Here is a 16,737-nt window from a genome sequence, read left to right on the forward strand (position 1 = left end):
CGAGAGCGATGGCTGAGAGGAATACTTTCGGACAGCAATCGTATCGGGTTGCCACTCGTCGCCAATCCTTGAGCCTGCCGAACATGATCTCGATCTTGTTGCGTCGCTTGTATCGGCGCTTGTCGTACTTCACAGTCTTCTTGCGCTGTTTTCGACCGGGGATGCAGGCGCGTATCCCTTTGTCTGTCAATGCCTCTCTGAACCAGTCGGCGTCATAGCCGCGGTCTCCGAGCAGCCAGTCGGCCTGCGGCAGACTGTCCAGAAGCGCCGCCGCTCCGGTGTAGTCGCTGACCTGTCCTGCCGACAGGAAGAACCGGATAGGTCTTCCTGTCGCATCGGTGACAGCGTGCAGCTTCGTATTCATGCCGCCTTTCGTTCGACCGATCTGGCGGCCACGCCCCCCTTTTTGGCGCGCAGGCTGCAAGCCGTGCGATGCGCCTTCAGATACTTGCGCAGGCTCACTCGAACGCATGGCGTTCGCCTGCTCACATCGATCATGATGGTCCTGTGCTCGGCGCTCTCGGCGGCCAGGCCGACCATGATCCGGGCGAAGACGCCGTTATCGCTCCAACGCTTCCAGCGATTGTAAAGGGTCTTGGCCGGTCCATATTCCCTCGGCGCATCGCACCATCGCAAGCCATTGCGGTTGATGAAGATAATGCCGCTCAGCACACGCAGATCATCGACGCGCGGGTGGCCATGGCTCTTGGGAAAGAACGGACGAAGACGCGCCATCTGCGCCTCCGTCAGCCAAAACAGGTTGCTCATTGATCAGGTCTCCTTGCGGCGGCCTGAATCACGCAAAGGGCGTAAAATCAATGGGTCTGGAGCCTAGACAAGTTCATATGAGTGGCCAGCGAAAACCTGAACAAAACGGCATATCATTATTTAAAAAAAACGTGTTAACCATGATTGGCATTCAACCTGTCCAGAAAAACAGGTATGCCAAGTTCATTCATTTAGCTATATTCAACTTACAAAAGAAATTTACGCTGGTGATTAAATTAATTTAAAATTAATGAAATTAAAATTTTCAGCTCAAAATTTAGCTAGATTGGCATAAACCTCAATTTGGACCAAGAATGTATGTTCTTTGAATGTTTCATTCGCACTGTCCGCGCTCTGAAGGGGCACAAACCAGCCAATCATTGCTCTGCTTTGGATCAAAGTTTGGGGAGTTTGGGGATTGCTAGGAATGGATTTCCATGGCGCGATCTGCCGCAAGAATTAGGCAAACGGTCAGGCGATGATCGGTAATTCCGGCGCGGAACACTGGCAGTTCTCCGAGAGCAGATCACACGAGATGCGTGTCGGTGTAGAGCATGCGCTTTATGCACTGTGCAGCATTGCGGTTCATCAACATGCTGAAGAACGCCCGACCTGTCGATGCCTGTACAAAGACGCCAAGAGCTTTCTTGGCTTTGCAGATACCAGACGGATCCGTTTCTGAATCCTCTATCTGTCAGCATGACTTGAAACCACCAGTAGCGAGTACCCTTTTACCCAGGCCTTCAAACCATGACCGTATCCTATCCTTCTGCGCTTTGTGCAGAGGTCGAGGGACTGCTGTGCCTCTCGGATCTTACCGATCTGGAAGTGCAGCAGCCCCTCTGTTCCTCTGATGACCCCTGCTTGCATTTTTTCGATGGGATAGGTTTCCGCCCTGCGGCCTGGGCAGTGGAACGTGATCAGTACGGTGACCACATGATCCTGATCGTGTCGGGGGATAACGTCTATTACGCGAAATTCGACATGCCTTTCGATGCGATGGCTTTTTTACCATTGGAAGGCGCATTGCCCTTGCCTGGACCGGCCGTGTCGACGCCAGTCTTGTTGGCAACCCCAGGTGGGGCGCCAGCAGGTCTTTCTTTTGGAGGGTTTTCCGGCTTTCCAGGCATATCGGGTTTTGGCGGCGGCGGCGGTTCGGGGACAAGGCCGGTCATACCCGGACGACCCGATGGCACTCCGCCACCGGGCAGCAGTGGTCAGACAGCCGGCGGAGGTAGAGAGCCTACGCTTTTGGCCCCCGTGCCCCTGTCCGGGTCCGGCCTATTCCTGATTTTGGCGCTGGTCGCGATGATAGTGACCGTGGCGCGCCGACGGTGGTCCGGAAGGGTCAGCGCAGGAAATTGAAGCTACGCCCCAGACCGACATAGATTCGGTCGTCATCGTCGCGCAGGCCGTCACTTTCGCGGGAACGGACAACGTTCACCCCGGCCGATACCGAGATGTCCTGTCTGATCGTCCGGGAATAGCTGATGTCCAGCGCCACGCTGCGTGCATCCTGACGGTCGCCCCGCTGCACCTCACTCTTGCGGAAGAACAGCGAGATCCCAACCGATGACCGTTCGTCCAACTGCCGGTTGTAGCTGCCCCGCAAGCTGGTGTTGATCGCCTCATTTCCATCCAGGTCCGATATGGCGTCGCGCTGCAGGCTCAGCTGGGCGCGAGACAAACGGTCCAACTCTCGTGAATAGGCGAACTGCACGGTCGGATCCAAATCTCCTCCATCAAGCCGCGTCACGCCAGCCGAAAGGGATAGGGTATAGGTCGGGCGTTCCAGGCTGTGGCCAAATTTCAGACGGTCGCGCCGTCCCTCGGTTCCAGGATCGCTGCTGACGGTCAGCGTGTAATCACCCAAGGGGCGCAGATAGGTGGCGGTGCCGCTCCAGGACAGACCATCGCTCTCGTCGACAAGGCCAGTATCTCCATCTTCACGACGGATAGAGGACTGTGCCAATTCCAAGTCCAGGTTAATCCGGCGGTTGGCCTGTATGGAAGCGCCGACACCCGCGCGATGGCGGCGCGTATCCGTCCCGGTCCCCTCGCTTTCGGTTTCCAAGGCCGATCCCAAGATGCGGGCGCGGATCAGCGGGGTCGGCTCCAGAAAGATCGTGGCAGCGCCGTCGATCGTCTGGCTGTCGGTCAGGTCGGGATCGGTCGTGTCGATATAGCGGCGATCCAAATAGCCCAGGTTGAATTCTCCGCCCAGCTTGGACTGGCTTCCGAAGGCATAGCCGGCGCGCAGGCCGGTATCGGCGCGCCGACCGCCATCCAGCGTGACAATGTCGTCGACCAGTTCGTCGAAGAAGATCAGCCGGTCCAGATCGGCCTCGACATAGCGTCCCTGAAGTTCGATCGAGGATTGACGGGCGAAGCGGCGATAGAACAGCTCCGCCTGACGATCACCGATGCCGAAATCATCCTCATCATCGGGATCACCCAAGCGCAACGGAACCGAGGCCGTCATGCCGAACACCTCGGACCGGGTTCCCGTCCGCAAGGACAGATCCAGCGGGATGCGCCCGATCAAATCGCCATTATCCAGCGATAGCTGCTGCGAAACGCTCAGCTGGGCCTGCGGGGCCAAGTCGGAATCGTCCTGCGCCTTGGCCATGCCCGGCAGAAAGGTCGCCCCCGTCAGCAGAGCGGCGGACAGCATCAGCGAGCCCGTCATACCTCGCCGCAAGGGGGTCATTCGAACAGGCTGCGTTCAGGAATGATGATCACGTCGCCTTCAGCCAGGACGGGGTCCTGGGACATGGCGGCGCCGCGCATGATCGCGTCGTAATTGATCGAGATGACCGTGCCCGGCATGGAGGGACGGCGCAGCTGGATGCGCTTGGTCGCGGCAAAGGGGGTCAGTCCCCCAGCCTGGGATAGCGCCTGCAGGAAGGTCGTTCCGGGCGGCACGTTCTTGGCGCCGGGCGAGGAAGCCTCGCCCATGACATAGACGTTGATCAGCACGGCCTCGGGGGCCTCGACCATGGGCATGGGGTCCAGCGGCGTCACCGACACGAAAACCGTCGGCGGAGAGGCGAGGACACCGGCCAGCGACTGCGAGATGCGGTTACCGATCGCGGTGGGCGACTGACCCGACACCTGCAGGCTGCCGGCATAGGGGAACGTGATTGTCCCGCCCGGCAGGACAGGAATAGTGCGGTTCAGTGTGGTATCCTCAAGGACCTCGATGGTCAGGCGGTCGCCGGCCCGGACCCGATATTCCTGGGCATCGGCTATGGATGTCCAAAACAGGGGCAGGCACAGCGCCAGCCCGATCAATATGCGCATCATGGTTTTCATCGCGGATCACCTTCCATCTTGTCCCTACGATATGCCGATGCGGCCTTTATCGCACAGCTTTTTCGTTCGAATTTTGTGCTTCGTGCTGCGGCGCGCCGAAATTGCAACGCCAGGCCAGTGCGGTCTGCAGCCTGTGTCAGTTTGTCTGCGTGGCCTCGTCCGGAGCGGTCGCCGCGGGATTGCGCAGGCGCTCTAGCGTGTTGCGGGCCGTCTCCACGGTGCTTCCCTCTAGGTCGCCTGCCAGATCAAGGCCCTGCTCCAACTGACTTTGGGCCTGCTCTTGGCTCAAGGCGGCTTGGACGATCCCCAGATGCAGCTGCACGGCAGCATCCTCGGTAAGTGCCTCGGCGGCTCCTTCCAGATAGGGTAAGGCACGCTGGCTGTCGCCATTCAGATGCAGCAACCATCCATAGGTATCCATGAAGGGCGGAACGGTCGTCCCGGCCAGACGGCGCGCGACAACTGTGGCACGAGCCAGACGTTCGGGATCATTGGCATAATGCGTGGCGATCAGGCTAGCCAGGTTGTTGGCCACGACCACGGCATCCGATGATTGCGCATAGAGCGTCTCGAAGATCGCGATGGCGCCGTCGATATCTCCGGTCCGCTCCAGAAGGCCAGCCTTGGCCCAAAGCAGGTCCGGATTGTCGGGCAGCTGCGCCAGACTGTCATCAACCAATGCCAGCGCGACCGAATCGTCGCGCGGCTCGGTCTGCGACGCAAGGCGCAGCCGCATCAGATGGGGCGCAATTTCGGAAGGATCTTCCTTAATCAGCGTGTCCAGAATGGCGCGCGCCTCGTCATTGCGGCCGCCTGCCGATGCCAGGACTGCTTCCGCCTGACGCAGCATGCGGTTCTGCGGATCGTCGGCCAGCAGGCCGTCCAGCTGGGACTGTGCCCCGTCCAGATCGTTCGCCTCCAGCCGTGCGCGCAGCAGGGTCATCTGGGCGTCCAGATCGCCGTCGGAATCGGCCGCCAGTTCCTGAAGGCGGCTTAGCGCGGCGTCTTGTCCCTGCTCACGGCCCAACTGTGCCAGTTCCAGCTCCTGCGCGGCACGCATGGCTTCGGGGGTGTCCAGTTCGCGCAGGCGCTGGAGCACGCCCCCGGCGCGGGGCAGATCGGGCATGGCAAGATAGGTTTGCCCCAAAAGCGCCAGCAACGCGACGTTCTGCGGTTCGGCGCGAAGTGCGGGCAGCAGCGCATCCTCGGCCGGACGCGCGCGCCCTTCCGACAGAAGGCTCTGGGCGAACCGCAGCGTCTCGGCCGGGGCATTGCCCGAGGCTTTGGCAGCGCGGGCCAGGAAATCCCGCATCAGATCCGGCTCACCGGCGCGGTAATAGGCGTTCGCAATCAGGTTCAGCGCCTCGACATCATCAGCATCGCTGTCCAGCGCTGCGCGCAGGGCCAGGATGGCGTCATCGATACGATCGGCCTCGATGTCCCAACCGGCCTGCAGTTTCAACGCGCCGACATGGCCCGGCTCCTCGGCCAAGACCTGCGCGACGAGAGGGCGGGCCTCCTCAGTGCGCCCAGTATCGATCAGCATACGGGCCAGCTGCACTTGGACGTTTCGAACCTCGGCAGAGGGCTCGCGTCCCTCCAGCAGGCCTTGGATCGCGGTAATGGCCTCGTCTTGGCGGCCGGCCGCGTAATCCGTACCGGCCAGCAGTGTGCCGAAGACCAGCGGATCGCCGCCTTGGTCCAGGGCAGCTTGCATCTCAGCGCGGGCGGCGTCGGTGCCGCGATTCATCTCGACATAGCGGATCAGATCGATCCGGGCCGCATTGTCGCCCTCAGGCGCGGTCGCCGCCAGCTCGCGCAGGTAGGCCTCGGCATCTTCGGAACGGTTCTGCGTCACGTAGAAGGCCAAAAGATCGCCCTTGGCATCCAGGCTGTCGGGAAATTGTTCAACCGTCGCCCTCAAATGCGCTTCGATTCCAGCATCGTCACCTTGCTCGACCAGCCAGGCCAGCCGCTGCTCATAGCGCTGGGGATTGTCGGGCTGCAGCGCGATCAGCCGGTCGATCAACTCGCCAGCTTGATCAAGGTCGCCCATGCGCGCCGCGCGATCCAGCAGCATAGTCAGCAGCAGGACATCGTCCGGCCGGCTCTCGGCCAGGCGCGCGGCCTGATCAAGCAGCGCCGCCCGATCTTCCATGGAGGCATTTTCGGGCAGGTTCAGGTAATCCTGGGACAGGGCAATGGCCTGAACATCCGAATCGTCGGGTGCCAGTTCCCGCGCGCGGGTCGCATGACGCTCGAACTCATCCTTCTGAGCCGTTTCAACGGCCAGGCGGGTCAGGGCAATGCGGGTGGGCAGGTCATCGGGATACTGTTCGGCCAGACGCAGATACTGGCTATAGGCATCGCGGATGCGGCCTTCCTGCCGGTGCAGTTCCGCCAGAGTCTTACGCGCGTCGTAATGGGTACCGTCCTCATTGAAGACATTGCGCAACTGCACGGCGGCGCGGCCCGTGTCGCCCTCTTGGATCAGTTGCAGGGCTGATTGATAGTATTCATCGGCTTGCTCTTCCGAGGATTTGCATGCCGCCACTCCCAAAGCCAGTACAAAGGCGACGGACAGGCGAAATCCGGCATGCCGGCCGATTCGACGGGCAGGACGGGGGGCGGTATCGGCAATCATGAAAGATATCTCGTTACTGATCGGCAATCTTGGCTTTCTGCCTGGACCGCACGATAATGACCGCGGAGCTTAGTAGCCCGTGCCGCGCAGAACCACCTTAATCGTTCGCACCAGAATTCCAAGGTCATTCCGGAAGGACAGGCTGCGCTCGTAGAGTTCATCATATCGCACGCGGCTGGTGAATTCCGACTCGTTGCGGGCCGAAATCTGCCACAAGCCGGTGATGCCGGGACGCAGGCGATAATAGGCGCGGCCGCGATAGAGCGGGGCCTGGTCGACCATCATTGGGCGTGGGCCAATCAGCGACATGGTGCCGTTCAACACGTTATAAAGCTGGGGCAGTTCGTCCATCGACGTCTTGCGCAGCAGGCGACCGACGGGCGTGATCCGCGGGTCGGACTTCAGCTTCTGGGTGCTGTCCCATTCGGCGCGCGCGGTCGGGTTCTCCTGAAGATAGCTTTCCAGCTTCTCTTCGGCATTGGCGACCATGGTGCGCAGCTTCCAGATCCTAAAAACCTTGTTATCCTTGCCCACGCGCTTTTGTGCGAAAAAGGGATTGGCCCCGTCCAAGGCAATGATCAGCGCCATCAGCAGCACGAAGGGCAGCACGATTGGCAGCGCAGCGAAAATTACAAAGGATTCGAACGCGCGCTTCGCCCCTTTGCGATAGGGGTCTTTGCGCAGCTTGGCATCAGGCGCAAGGGCAGCTTTCGGGGCTTGTTTGGTCAGGTCTGTCGCCACGAATGCCGTTTCGAACTCTCTCGCGCTGATCGTCATCATCAAACTCCATCTCCTGGGGGAGAACACCATGGACACTGTCAGCACATCAGGCTGGAAACCTTTCCAGAAGACCAAACATCAGTCCCTGATTTCGTGCATGTACATACAAACTAGCATGCCCTTTCGGCAAGCTGAACCATTAGATTAAAAATTAGTTAAAACTTTACCGGGTGGATCGTGGCAGTTTGCGCCATACAACACGATTGTGATCGCGCAAGGGGCAGATGGCGCGATTTCTTTGCACTGCAGCATTGCCAGAGGCGGTTGCGATTGCAGCGATTCGCAGTCGCTCTCTTCTTAGAAATGCTGCAAATGCGCAGAGGTCCCTCTCTGGCCTCCAGGGGCCATATTGCGCTAAGATGCATCTTCCCTGATCGGAGCCTGTGGTGAGCAATTTCTATCTCGAGCATTTCGGACTCCGGATGCGCCCGTTCTCAATCCTGCCGGATCCGTCGATGATGTTCTGGTCAGACCGGCACAAGCGTGCCTATGCGGTGCTGGAATACGGGCTGATGACCCGTGCGCCCCTAACCGTGGTCACCGGAGAGGTGGGGACGGGCAAGACGACTCTGATCCAGGCACTTTTGCGGCAGACCGATGCCAGCATGAAGGTCGGGCTGATTTCGAACGCGCGAGGTGACCGGGGTGATCTGCTGCGCTGGATCCTGAACGCCTTCGATGTTCCGACTCCGCCGCAGGCCGATTACGTTGCGCTGTTCCAAAGCTTCCAAGACTTTGTGCTGTCTGAATATGCCGCGGCCCGGCTGGTGGTTCTGATCATCGACGAAGCGCAGAACCTGGGGGCCGAAACCCTAGAGGAGCTGCGGATGCTGACCAACATCAACTCGGGCACGGACGAGCTATTGCAGATGATCTTGCTGGGTCAGCCCGAACTGCGCGACATCATCACCCGCCCCGAATTGCGCCAGTTTGCTCAGCGCGTCAGCGCGACCTTTCACCTGAACAGCTTCGAGCTGGACACTTCGCGCGATTACATTCGCCACCGGCTGGTGCAGGCTGGCGGCAGCGGCGACGAGATCGACCCGACCGCCGCCGCGCGCATCCACACCGAAGCCGGCGGCATCCCACGCCTGATCAACAAGATTGCGGATCTGGCCCTGGTCTATGCTGCGGCCAGCGGGGCCAGCACGGTCGATGCTCTCCTGATCGAGGAACTGATCGCCGACGGGCTGATCCTGACCGCACGCAAAGAAGAGCCGGCTCAGGAGCGGCTGGTTCTGGCTGCCCATGGGGACGTCAAGCGAACCTTGCCCTGAGACGCCTTCAGCCGCGGCGGGCGGACAGGGCGCGAACCGCCTCCTTGGGCAGGATCGCGAAGCAGCGGGCATAGCGCCCCGCCATCCGCCGTGGGCTGCCGGCCAGCCGCCACACCCATTCCACCGCAAGTCGGCGCATCCAGGCTGGCGCACGGGTCTGGGTGCCTGCCAGGAAATCCAAGCCCGCCCCGATTGACATGAACCCGGTCTGCGGCAGCCGCGCCGCCGCATGGGCCGCAAAAATCTCCTGCTTGGGGGCACCAAGCGCCAGCAGGCACAGCCCCGCCCCTGAGGCGCCGATCCGAGCGATGGCCTCGTCGGCCGCCGGACCAGTCGGATCGAACCCCATTGGTGGCGCAATGCGGGCGACGATGAGTAGGCCGGGTGCCGCCTGGGCCAACGCGTCGCCCGCCGCCTCCAGGGCCGCCTCCGTCGCACCGAACAGCGCGACGGTCGTGCCGGTCCGCGCGGCCAGCCGGGTCACCGGGCCGATCAGGTCCGATCCAGGGATCAGCGTCACCGGACGCCCGGCCAGGCGCGACAGCCAGACGATGGGGTTTCCATCCGCCGTGACATGGCTGTGCGCGCGATAGGCGCGGTCAAAGGCGGTGTCCGAACGCAGCTTGACCAGATGATCCAGATTCAGCGTTGCCAGCGCGAAGCCCCGCCGCGCCCGAAAATGCTCTTCGAGGTCGGCCAGCAGCGCTGGCAGATCGGGGGCGGTCACCTGCAGCATGCTGCCCGGTGCCTGGCGGGCGGACCAGTCGATCATTGAAAGCTCCAGATGATGTCGTCCCCCTATAGCGCGTCGACGCCGCCGCCGAAAGGGTGCCTATGGCGGCGGATTTCCGCAACTGCAATTCCCGGTTGTGCGTGGCAGAAAAATGCAATGTTGACGATGGCCATGGTCATGACACAGGGACAGACCCGACGGAGTGCTGCCCTTCTTGCAGTCCTTTCGGGCATGATTCCGCAAGGTATCACCCCCTTCGACAGTTGCGGGGAAAATGGTTAAAGACGGCCGATTTTCCCGCCCTAGGACATGATCGGCCGCTTGCCTGCCCCCGCGTGGTCCCTTTGCGCGGCGCAAGACCCTGATTGCGGCAGATCCGGAAGATGCCACGGTTTCCACTGAATGTTGAGAGTATCCTTTGCGTCATTCACCCTCCCCCGCCGTGCCCCGGCGCAGCGACCATATCGATACCCTCCGCGCGATCGCCTGCATCAGCTTGGTGGCCTTCCACGTGGTCGGCAGCAGTTCCGAAAACGGACTGCAGCTTAATCCCAGCCACTGGATGGCGCGGGCCAACCTAGCGCTGGTCGATTTACGGATGCCACTGTTCAGCTTCCTGTCAGGCATGGTCCTTCCGGCGCTGACGGGGCCGCCCTGGCCGCAGATCGTCAAGAAGGCGCGCCGCCTGCTCTTGCCCATGGCGACGGTCGGGACGGTCTTTTGGCTGACGCGTCATGCCATGGGCTATGAACAGATTCCCCTGGCCCAAATCTTCTGGATGCCCTTTGCGCATTTCTGGTTCCTGCAGGCGACCTTCCTGATCATGGCGGCGTTCTATCTGGGCTCGGCCCTCAGCGGAGGGCACGCGATCCTGACGGCCACGATCATCGGGCTGCTGGGCGCGGCTCTCTACATTTCGCCCTTCAGGGTCAGTTTGAACGTCTTTGCAGTCATGCAGGCCTGGAAGCTCGCGCCTTTCTTTGCGGCAGGTTTTCTGGTCGCCACATTGCGGCCCTGCTGGCTGTTTTCGGGGCGGCGGTTGGTTGCGGCGGCAGGTGTGGCGGGGGCCTTCGCGGTGGGAGTGATTCTGGCGATCTATTCAGACGCTCTGACCGGTATGGGGCGCCGCGCGGTCGCGATCGTCCTGGGTTTGACCTTCTGTCTGTGCCTGCTGGCGCTGCGGCCACATAGCGCCGTGATGGCCCGGCTTGGCCGGCAGTCCTATCCGATCTACCTGTTCCATGTCTTCTTCACCGCCGGGATGCTGAAGGTGGTCGACGCGGTCATGCCAGGAACACCGGTGCCGATCGCTTTTGCGCTGGCCTTAGGCGCGGGCCTGGCCGGGCCTGTCTTCCTGGCGCAGATGCTGTCGCGGCATCGCATAACCGCATTGCCGTTTCTGGGTCTGCATCGCCGCGCCCCTGTCGCAAAACCGGTCCAGCGGTCGGCCTGAGCCGGATTCATCCCCAACTTATGAAACAGCGATCCGAAGCGGACGTCACTTTTACTTAAACTTGGGTGGCATCTCTTGGGCTGCGCTGGTCAAGACGCACCCGGTCGGACTATACAAGCCTTGCCCGATTGGAGAGATGACGCCGTGACCTTTGCCCCAGACTTGCTACAATCCCATCGTCGGCATCGGGCTTCGCGCTTCCAGGAGGGCCGCCGGTGATCGATCTACGTTTCTACTGGGCCTTGCTGATCCGGCGCCTGCCGATCATGCTGGCGCTGTTCATCATATGCGCGGCCTTTGGGGTGGTCTCGGCGATCCGGGCGCCCTCGACCTATACGACATCGGCCCGCCTGCTGGTCGAGAACCCGCAAATCCTGCAGCAGGAGACAAACAGCCGCGATGACACCACCGCCCAAGGGCTGGACGTCATCGAGCAGCAGCTGCTGACCCGCGCCAATCTGATCGACATCGCCAACAAGCTGAACGTCTTTGCGGCCTATCCGGGCATGACTGTAGACGAACGCCTGCAATGGATGCGCAGCTCGACATCGATCCGGCGCACGAGCGGCGCCAACCAGGCGACGCTGATGACGGTCAGCTTTACCTCGCCTAATCCGCGAATCGCGGCCTCGGTCGTCAATGAATTCACGACCCTGATCCTCAGCGCCAATACCCGCAACCGCGTCGACGTGGCCGAGGAGCGGCTGCAGTTCTTCCAGCAGGAGGTTGATCGGCTGAGTGCCGATTTGGACCAGCAGAACGCCCGCATCCTGGAGTTCAAACAGAGCAATTCGCAATCCCTGCCCGAGAACCTGACCTATAACCAGAACCGCCAGTCCCTGCTTCAGGAACGCATCTCGCGCCTGGAGAGCGAGCTCTCCAGTCTTCAGACGCAGCGCCAAGACATGGTCAGGCTATTTGAGGAGACCGGTAACATCCGCCAGACCGCGCAGCCGCAGACCGTCGAGGAGCAGCAGCTTGCGCAGTTGCGCGCCGAGCTGAGCGGCGTGCTGAGCGTCTATGCCGAGGACAGCCCCCGCGTCACCTCGCTGCGCAACCGCATCGCCGCAGCTGAAAGACAACTGCAGGCCCAGACCGCCGGCGCGGCAGGCGGTGCCGGCAGCGAGACAACGATTCTGGACGTCAGCCTGTCCCAGATCGACACCCGCATGACTGCCCTGCAATCCGAACTGGATCAAGCCAATGCCGAGTTGGAAACCGTGCAATCCGCCGTTTCGGCCACGGCTACCAATTCGATCACGCTCGGGGCGTTGGAACGCGACCAGGCCAATATTCAGGCCCGCTACAATGCGGCGGTTGCCGACCTGAGCCAGGCCCGCACCGTGGAGCGGATCGAGTCATCCTCGCAGGGGCAGCGCATCAGCGTGCTTGAAGCTGCGGGCGTGCCGAACCAGCCATCGGGACCGAACCGTAAGAAAATCGCCGCGATGGGCGTCGGTGTGGGCCTGGGTCTGGCCGGAGCATTCTTTGTGCTGATGGAGATTCTGAACAATGCCATCCGCCGACCCGCAGAACTGCGGTCGCGGTTTCAGATCACGCCGCTGGCGGTGATCCCCTATATCGAGACGCGCCAAGAACGCCGTCATCGCCGAAGCGTTATGTTGGCACTGATCGCAGCGGTGATAGTTCTGATCCCCTTGGGCCTTGCCACGCTGCATACCCAATACATGCCGCTCGACGTGCTGACGCAGAAGGTCGTCACGCGTCTCGGCCTAGGCTGAGCGCCCGGAGAGGTTCCAATGGAAAAACTGCAAGCCGCCATCGAGATTGCCCGACGCCAGCGTGCCGCCCAAGAGGGACGCGCATCGGGGACCATACCGCAGGACGCAGCCCCGGGTTCGGATGCGAAAGACTTGCCGGTCGATACGGTCCCGGAGCAGCCGGTCGTGACGACCGACGCGGCTTGGGCCGCGCTGCGCGAGGTACAGCTGAACCGAAGCGATCTTATCCATTCCCGCATCTTGTCGCTGAACGCTTCGGTGGAATCGGCGCCCTTCGACGTGCTACGCACCAAGATCTTGTATCAGATGCGTCAAAGCAACTGGCGGCGTCTGGCAATCACTTCGCCCATGCCGCAATCCGGGAAGACCACCACCTCGGTAAACTTGGCCTTGGCACTTAGCCGCCAGCCCGAATTGCGCACCATCCTGTTCGATTTCGACCTGCGCGCGCCAACCGTGACCGAAAAGCTGGGCCTTAAGCATGCGCCATCGATCACCCCACTCCTCAGCGGCAAGACCCGGTTTCAGGACCATGCGGTGCGTGTTGGCCCGAACCTAGCCCTAGCTTTGTCGGGGATCCCCGATTCCGACCCTACGCGCCTGCTGATGGCGGACAGCACGCGTGAGGTGCTGGCGCGAATCCAGACTGATTACGCGCCTGACATCATGATCTTCGACCTGCCCTCGATCCTGATCGGGGATGATGCCCGCGCCTTCCTGCAGCATGTCGACTGCGCACTGATCCTGGCCCGGGCCGAACAGACCCGCTATGGCGATTTCGACAGTTGCGAGCGCGAGGTCGGGGAATACACCAATGTCTTGGGCGTGGTGCTGAACGGCTATCGCCATGCCGACGGCAAGTTCGACGCCATCGAGGGGACCGGCTGATCATGGCAGGGGTGCTGGACCGTCAGATCATCGTCGAGCCGTTTCCGTTGGCACCATCGCGGCTGTTCACGGCACGGTCGTTCCTGGTCGATCGCGCCGTGCCCGATTGCGAGGAAATCCTGCTGCCCGGGCGCCTGGCGCCCGGTGGCGCCATTCCCTTCGGCCTGGTGGACCGCATGGCCCCCCCGCCCGCGCCGCGCGGCTGGCGCGCGCGGCTGCGCAAGATGCCGGCCGCGGTGCCGCTGGAGGGCGGGCTGGGCATGGACTGCCGCTTCACCAGCCCCGAGAACTGGTCGCATTTCCTGAACCTGCACGCGCCGCTGGCCTTTGCCCTGATGCATCGGCTGGACCTGCGCCCGAGCGATCTGACCCTGATCCTGCCCCTGCACACGCCGGGCTTCGTTCTGAAGGGGGCGGCGCATCTGGGGCTGCGCACGCAATGCGCAGCCGGGGCGGTGACCGGCCCGGGCGTGGCCTTCCAGCCAAGCCGCAACATCACCATTCCCGATCGCCGCCGCTGGCTGGAGGAGGCGGGCGTGATCGACCGGCTGTGGCAGGGGCCTTCCGACAACCTACCCCGCCATGTCTTCCTGGCCCGGCGTGGCACCCGCCACATCCTGAACCAGCCCGAGATCGAGGCCGCCCTGGCCGAGCGGGGCCATGTCACCATCTATCCCGAGGACCTGTCTCCGGCCGATCAGTTTCACCTGTTCAACACGGCCGAAACCATCGTCGGCATCCATGGGGCGGGGCTGGCGCCGCTGCTCTATCGCCATCCCGATGCGCCACTGCGCCATCTGGTCGAGATCTTGCCTGCGGGCCACATGACCGACTTTTTCCGGTTGATGGCGCAACAGGTGGGCTGCGCCTGGACGGGCGTACGGGGGCGGATCAAGCCGGATTACATTCGCCCGGCCTATGACCTGTCCGCTAGGATCTATCGCGAGCATTCGTTGGACGGGTTCGAAGTTGATCCGGTCTCGCTTCTGCGGGCGCTGGAGGCTGCGGCCTAACGGCCCAACAGCCGCCGCACCCGCCCGCCGGCGCGGCGGCTGTTGTGCCGCCACAGCTGACCCCCGTAAAGCCGCGCCATGGCCACATAGCCTGCGGTGCCCCGGTCCCATCCGCTGCGCAGATAGGCCCGGTGCCAAACCCATTTTGCGCGTTGCATATATTCCGGCGTCCAAGGCTTGCGCGAGGTGTAATGTAGGATGCCCGGATCGTCGAAGGCGGCCTGTTCAGGCTGATGCGCGCGCAGGATCTGCTTGTTCCAATGCGGGTGCAGGCTGCCCCAATGCCCGGCAAGCACGGCGTTCAGCGCGTCCTGATCGGGAAAGATCAGCCTATCGCTGTGCTGTTGCAGAAAGTCGCGCGTGCGTTCGGACACGCGCTGCCGCCGCCATTCGGCCATGTTGACCAAGATCACCCCGGAATTGAAATACCGCGCTTCGGGGCCTGCCTGGATCTCGGGGAACTTCGACAGGACGTAGTTCTGCAGGTCGTCATCGGTGCCGTTCTGAACCGCCCAGACCGCCTTGTCGCCCAGATCCAGCCGCCACAGCTCCGAGATGTCGCGTTCCACGACGATGTCGCAGTCCAGATACAGGACGCGGTCGATATCGGTGGGAAACAGCTCGGGCAGCAGCAGCCGGAACAGCGCCGCCACCGAATAGCGCCCGACGCGGATCCCTTCGAAGGCGCGCGGGTCTTTGCGGTGCCAGACGATCTCCACCTGCGGATGGGCCGCGCGCAGGCAGCGCTCGGCGCGAGCGGTGTTGTCGGGCGAAAACCCGTCTGTGACGACATGCAGCTCGATCCGGACGCCGCGATCGGCGTGATGCAGCAGCGAATGCGCCGCCACCGTCAGCGGCATCGCATAGCCGTCATTGGCGCACATCATCACATGCAGCGTCGTCATGCGGTCTTCCTTTCGGTCCGGGTATCTGGCGGCGTCAGGACCGCGGCACAATCGTCGACGAAGCGCCCCCCGTCCACATAGGCGCGGCAGGCCTCGAAGGCTTCGGTCGCGATCCGGCGCAGCCGGGCCGGATCAGCCAAGGCCTCGCGCACGACCTGTTCGAAATCTGCGAAATCCCATCGCACGGGCAGATAGGTGCGACCGGGACGATAAAGGTCGGGCAGGCTGTCCAGATGGCCCATGTCGGGCTTGATCAGCACCGCCCCGGTCATGAACGCCTCGATGTCGCGCCAGCACAGCTCGCCATAGCCGAAGGGGCTCCAGCACAGGCGCGACCGGCGCATCTCGTCCAGAAAGCGGGCCTGGTCGATCTTGTCGCGCGGCGTGGTGACGATGCCGGGCAGATCCTGGGCCACGCGGGCGGCATGTTCGCGCATCGCCTGATACCAGGGCGTGCCTTTGGTGGCGATGCGGGCATGCAGGTCGATGGGCCGATGGTCCAGATCTGGCAGTGCGCCTTGAAACTGCGGCATCAGATGCGGCGCGGTCAGGAAATTGGGCATCAGGCCCAACCGATCCAGCATGGCCGGCGGCACCTGCCAATCCACGACCTCTCCGGGAAGGCCGTAAAGGGTCATGTAATACTCGGTCAGGTTCGTGTCCCCCCGGCGCGGGGTCAGAAAGGCCTGTCGGTCACGGAACAGCGCCTTGCGCAGATAGAGATCGATCAGCGGCTCCAGCGCGCGGGCAAAGCGCAGGTCGACATGGGCGAAGCTGTCCAGAAATACCACCCGCGCAGGGGTGTGGCGGTCGCGATAGCGGGCGATAGCCGTGGCCAAGCGGTCGATATCCTCGGTGAACCAAGGCTGGATCAGTACGATGTCGGCGGCCGGGGCGCGGTCCTGCATCAGCTGATCGATGGGCCGCGCACGGATGCGGCTGCCATAGCGGGCGGCCAGATCGGCGCCGTAGTGGAAATAGGGATAGATGCTGGCCCAGCAGATGCGATTGGGGTGATGCAGGATCAGCACCCTGGGGCCGGACCCGGCGCCGAAGCCCGCCGCCAGAAGGGCCTGCGCCGCCGGGGCGTATACGCGATCAAGTCTGCGCCGCGCAGCGCGGGCGCGCAGGCCATGTCCCAAATCCAGCAATGCTTGTATCTCCGCCGTGACCGTTCTGCCGGGACCATAGCAGCTTTGCCGTCCAAGCCCAGACCAAG

14 protein-coding genes are annotated in these 16,737 nt (G+C 62.5%); 5 read left to right on the top strand and 9 right to left on the bottom strand.

From position 1 onward, the window contains the following. The 6 genes from DKT70_RS15920 to DKT70_RS15940 all read right to left on the bottom strand — a co-directional run. A protein-coding gene (locus DKT70_RS15920) for an IS5 family transposase (protein ID WP_111560068.1) occupies positions 1–768 on the bottom strand; the annotation gives its coding sequence in 2 pieces (ribosomal slippage) (positions 1–411 and positions 411–768; 769 coding nt annotated over the 2 pieces). This gene is flagged as partial in the annotation. Between the two features lie 968 nt (positions 769–1,736). Then, positions 1,737–1,943: a hypothetical protein gene (locus DKT70_RS17840; RefSeq protein WP_146612660.1), complete on the bottom strand. Its 207-nt coding sequence runs from the start codon at positions 1,941–1,943 to the stop codon at positions 1,737–1,739. Positions 1,944–2,116: 173 nt separating this feature from the next. Next, positions 2,117–3,442, bottom strand: a complete 1,326-nt coding sequence (locus DKT70_RS15925; RefSeq protein ID WP_146612661.1) for a hypothetical protein — start codon at positions 3,440–3,442, stop codon at positions 2,117–2,119. 32 nt (positions 3,443–3,474) lie between these two features. Then, positions 3,475–4,083: a polysaccharide biosynthesis/export family protein gene (locus DKT70_RS15930; RefSeq protein ID WP_111560070.1), complete on the bottom strand. Its 609-nt coding sequence runs from the start codon at positions 4,081–4,083 to the stop codon at positions 3,475–3,477. A gap of 136 nt (positions 4,084–4,219) precedes the next feature. Then, entirely contained in the window at positions 4,220–6,727 is a 2,508-nt protein-coding gene (locus tag DKT70_RS15935; protein ID WP_111560071.1) for a tetratricopeptide repeat protein, read from the bottom strand. Between the two features lie 69 nt (positions 6,728–6,796). Further along, positions 6,797–7,507: a sugar transferase gene (locus DKT70_RS15940; RefSeq protein WP_233490624.1), complete on the bottom strand. Its 711-nt coding sequence runs from the start codon at positions 7,505–7,507 to the stop codon at positions 6,797–6,799. A 455-nt stretch (positions 7,508–7,962) separates the two neighbouring features. Here DKT70_RS15940 and DKT70_RS15945 point away from each other — a divergent pair, with 455 nt between their 5' ends. After that, entirely contained in the window at positions 7,963–8,784 is an 822-nt protein-coding gene (locus tag DKT70_RS15945) for an ExeA family protein (RefSeq protein ID WP_233490625.1), read from the top strand. A 7-nt stretch (positions 8,785–8,791) separates the two neighbouring features. Here the strand turns inward: DKT70_RS15945 and DKT70_RS15950 are convergent, their stop codons facing one another. Continuing rightward, positions 8,792–9,556, bottom strand: a complete 765-nt coding sequence (locus tag DKT70_RS15950; protein WP_111560073.1) for a WecB/TagA/CpsF family glycosyltransferase — start codon at positions 9,554–9,556, stop codon at positions 8,792–8,794. A gap of 403 nt (positions 9,557–9,959) precedes the next feature. Here DKT70_RS15950 and DKT70_RS15955 point away from each other — a divergent pair, with 403 nt between their 5' ends. From DKT70_RS15955 to DKT70_RS15970, 4 genes are all read left to right on the top strand, one after another. Next, a complete protein-coding gene (locus tag DKT70_RS15955; protein WP_158530113.1) occupies positions 9,960–10,970 on the top strand; it encodes an acyltransferase family protein in 1,011 nt (336 codons plus the stop codon). Between the two features lie 215 nt (positions 10,971–11,185). Then, the gene (locus tag DKT70_RS15960) at positions 11,186–12,712 is read left to right on the top strand and encodes a GumC family protein (RefSeq protein ID WP_158530115.1); all 1,527 of its coding nucleotides are present in this window, start codon (positions 11,186–11,188) and stop codon (positions 12,710–12,712) included. Between the two features lie 18 nt (positions 12,713–12,730). Further along, the gene (locus DKT70_RS15965) at positions 12,731–13,600 is read left to right on the top strand and encodes a CpsD/CapB family tyrosine-protein kinase (protein WP_111560076.1); all 870 of its coding nucleotides are present in this window, start codon (positions 12,731–12,733) and stop codon (positions 13,598–13,600) included. A 2-nt stretch (positions 13,601–13,602) separates the two neighbouring features. After that, the gene (locus DKT70_RS15970; protein WP_111560077.1) at positions 13,603–14,613 is read left to right on the top strand and encodes a glycosyltransferase family 61 protein; all 1,011 of its coding nucleotides are present in this window, start codon (positions 13,603–13,605) and stop codon (positions 14,611–14,613) included. Here DKT70_RS15970 and DKT70_RS15975 read toward each other — a convergent pair. Beyond that, entirely contained in the window at positions 14,610–15,518 is a 909-nt protein-coding gene (locus DKT70_RS15975) for a glycosyltransferase family 8 protein (protein WP_111560078.1), read from the bottom strand. The genes DKT70_RS15970 and DKT70_RS15975 overlap by 4 nt on opposite strands. After that, positions 15,515–16,669, bottom strand: a complete 1,155-nt coding sequence (locus DKT70_RS15980; RefSeq protein ID WP_111560079.1) for a glycosyltransferase — start codon at positions 16,667–16,669, stop codon at positions 15,515–15,517. Before DKT70_RS15980 ends, DKT70_RS15975 begins: the two co-directional genes overlap by 4 nt. Positions 16,670–16,737: the final 68 nt, after the last annotated feature.

The sequence above is a fragment of the Paracoccus sediminilitoris genome (genome assembly GCF_003259195.1).
Lineage (GTDB): Bacteria > Pseudomonadota > Alphaproteobacteria > Rhodobacterales > Rhodobacteraceae > Paracoccus > Paracoccus sediminilitoris.

What these genes read in the sequence shown, in the direction of transcription:
- DKT70_RS17840 (WP_146612660.1), bottom strand. Translation starts at nt 1,943, where the DNA reads ATGACCGGCCTTGTCCCCGAACCGCCGCCGCCGCCAAAACCCGATATG.
- DKT70_RS15925 (WP_146612661.1), bottom strand. Translation starts at nt 3,442, where the DNA reads ATGCTGTCCGCCGCTCTGCTGACGGGGGCGACCTTTCTGCCGGGCATG.
- DKT70_RS15930 (WP_111560070.1), bottom strand. Translation starts at nt 4,083, where the DNA reads ATGAAAACCATGATGCGCATATTGATCGGGCTGGCGCTGTGCCTGCCC.
- DKT70_RS15935 (WP_111560071.1), bottom strand. Translation starts at nt 6,727, where the DNA reads ATGATTGCCGATACCGCCCCCCGTCCTGCCCGTCGAATCGGCCGGCAT.
- DKT70_RS15940 (WP_233490624.1), bottom strand. Translation starts at nt 7,507, where the DNA reads ATGATGACGATCAGCGCGAGAGAGTTCGAAACGGCATTCGTGGCGACA.
- DKT70_RS15945 (WP_233490625.1), top strand. Translation starts at nt 7,963, where the DNA reads ATGATGTTCTGGTCAGACCGGCACAAGCGTGCCTATGCGGTGCTGGAA.
- DKT70_RS15950 (WP_111560073.1), bottom strand. Translation starts at nt 9,556, where the DNA reads ATGATCGACTGGTCCGCCCGCCAGGCACCGGGCAGCATGCTGCAGGTG.
- DKT70_RS15965 (WP_111560076.1), top strand. Translation starts at nt 12,731, where the DNA reads ATGGAAAAACTGCAAGCCGCCATCGAGATTGCCCGACGCCAGCGTGCC.
- DKT70_RS15970 (WP_111560077.1), top strand. Translation starts at nt 13,603, where the DNA reads ATGGCAGGGGTGCTGGACCGTCAGATCATCGTCGAGCCGTTTCCGTTG.
- DKT70_RS15975 (WP_111560078.1), bottom strand. Translation starts at nt 15,518, where the DNA reads ATGACGACGCTGCATGTGATGATGTGCGCCAATGACGGCTATGCGATG.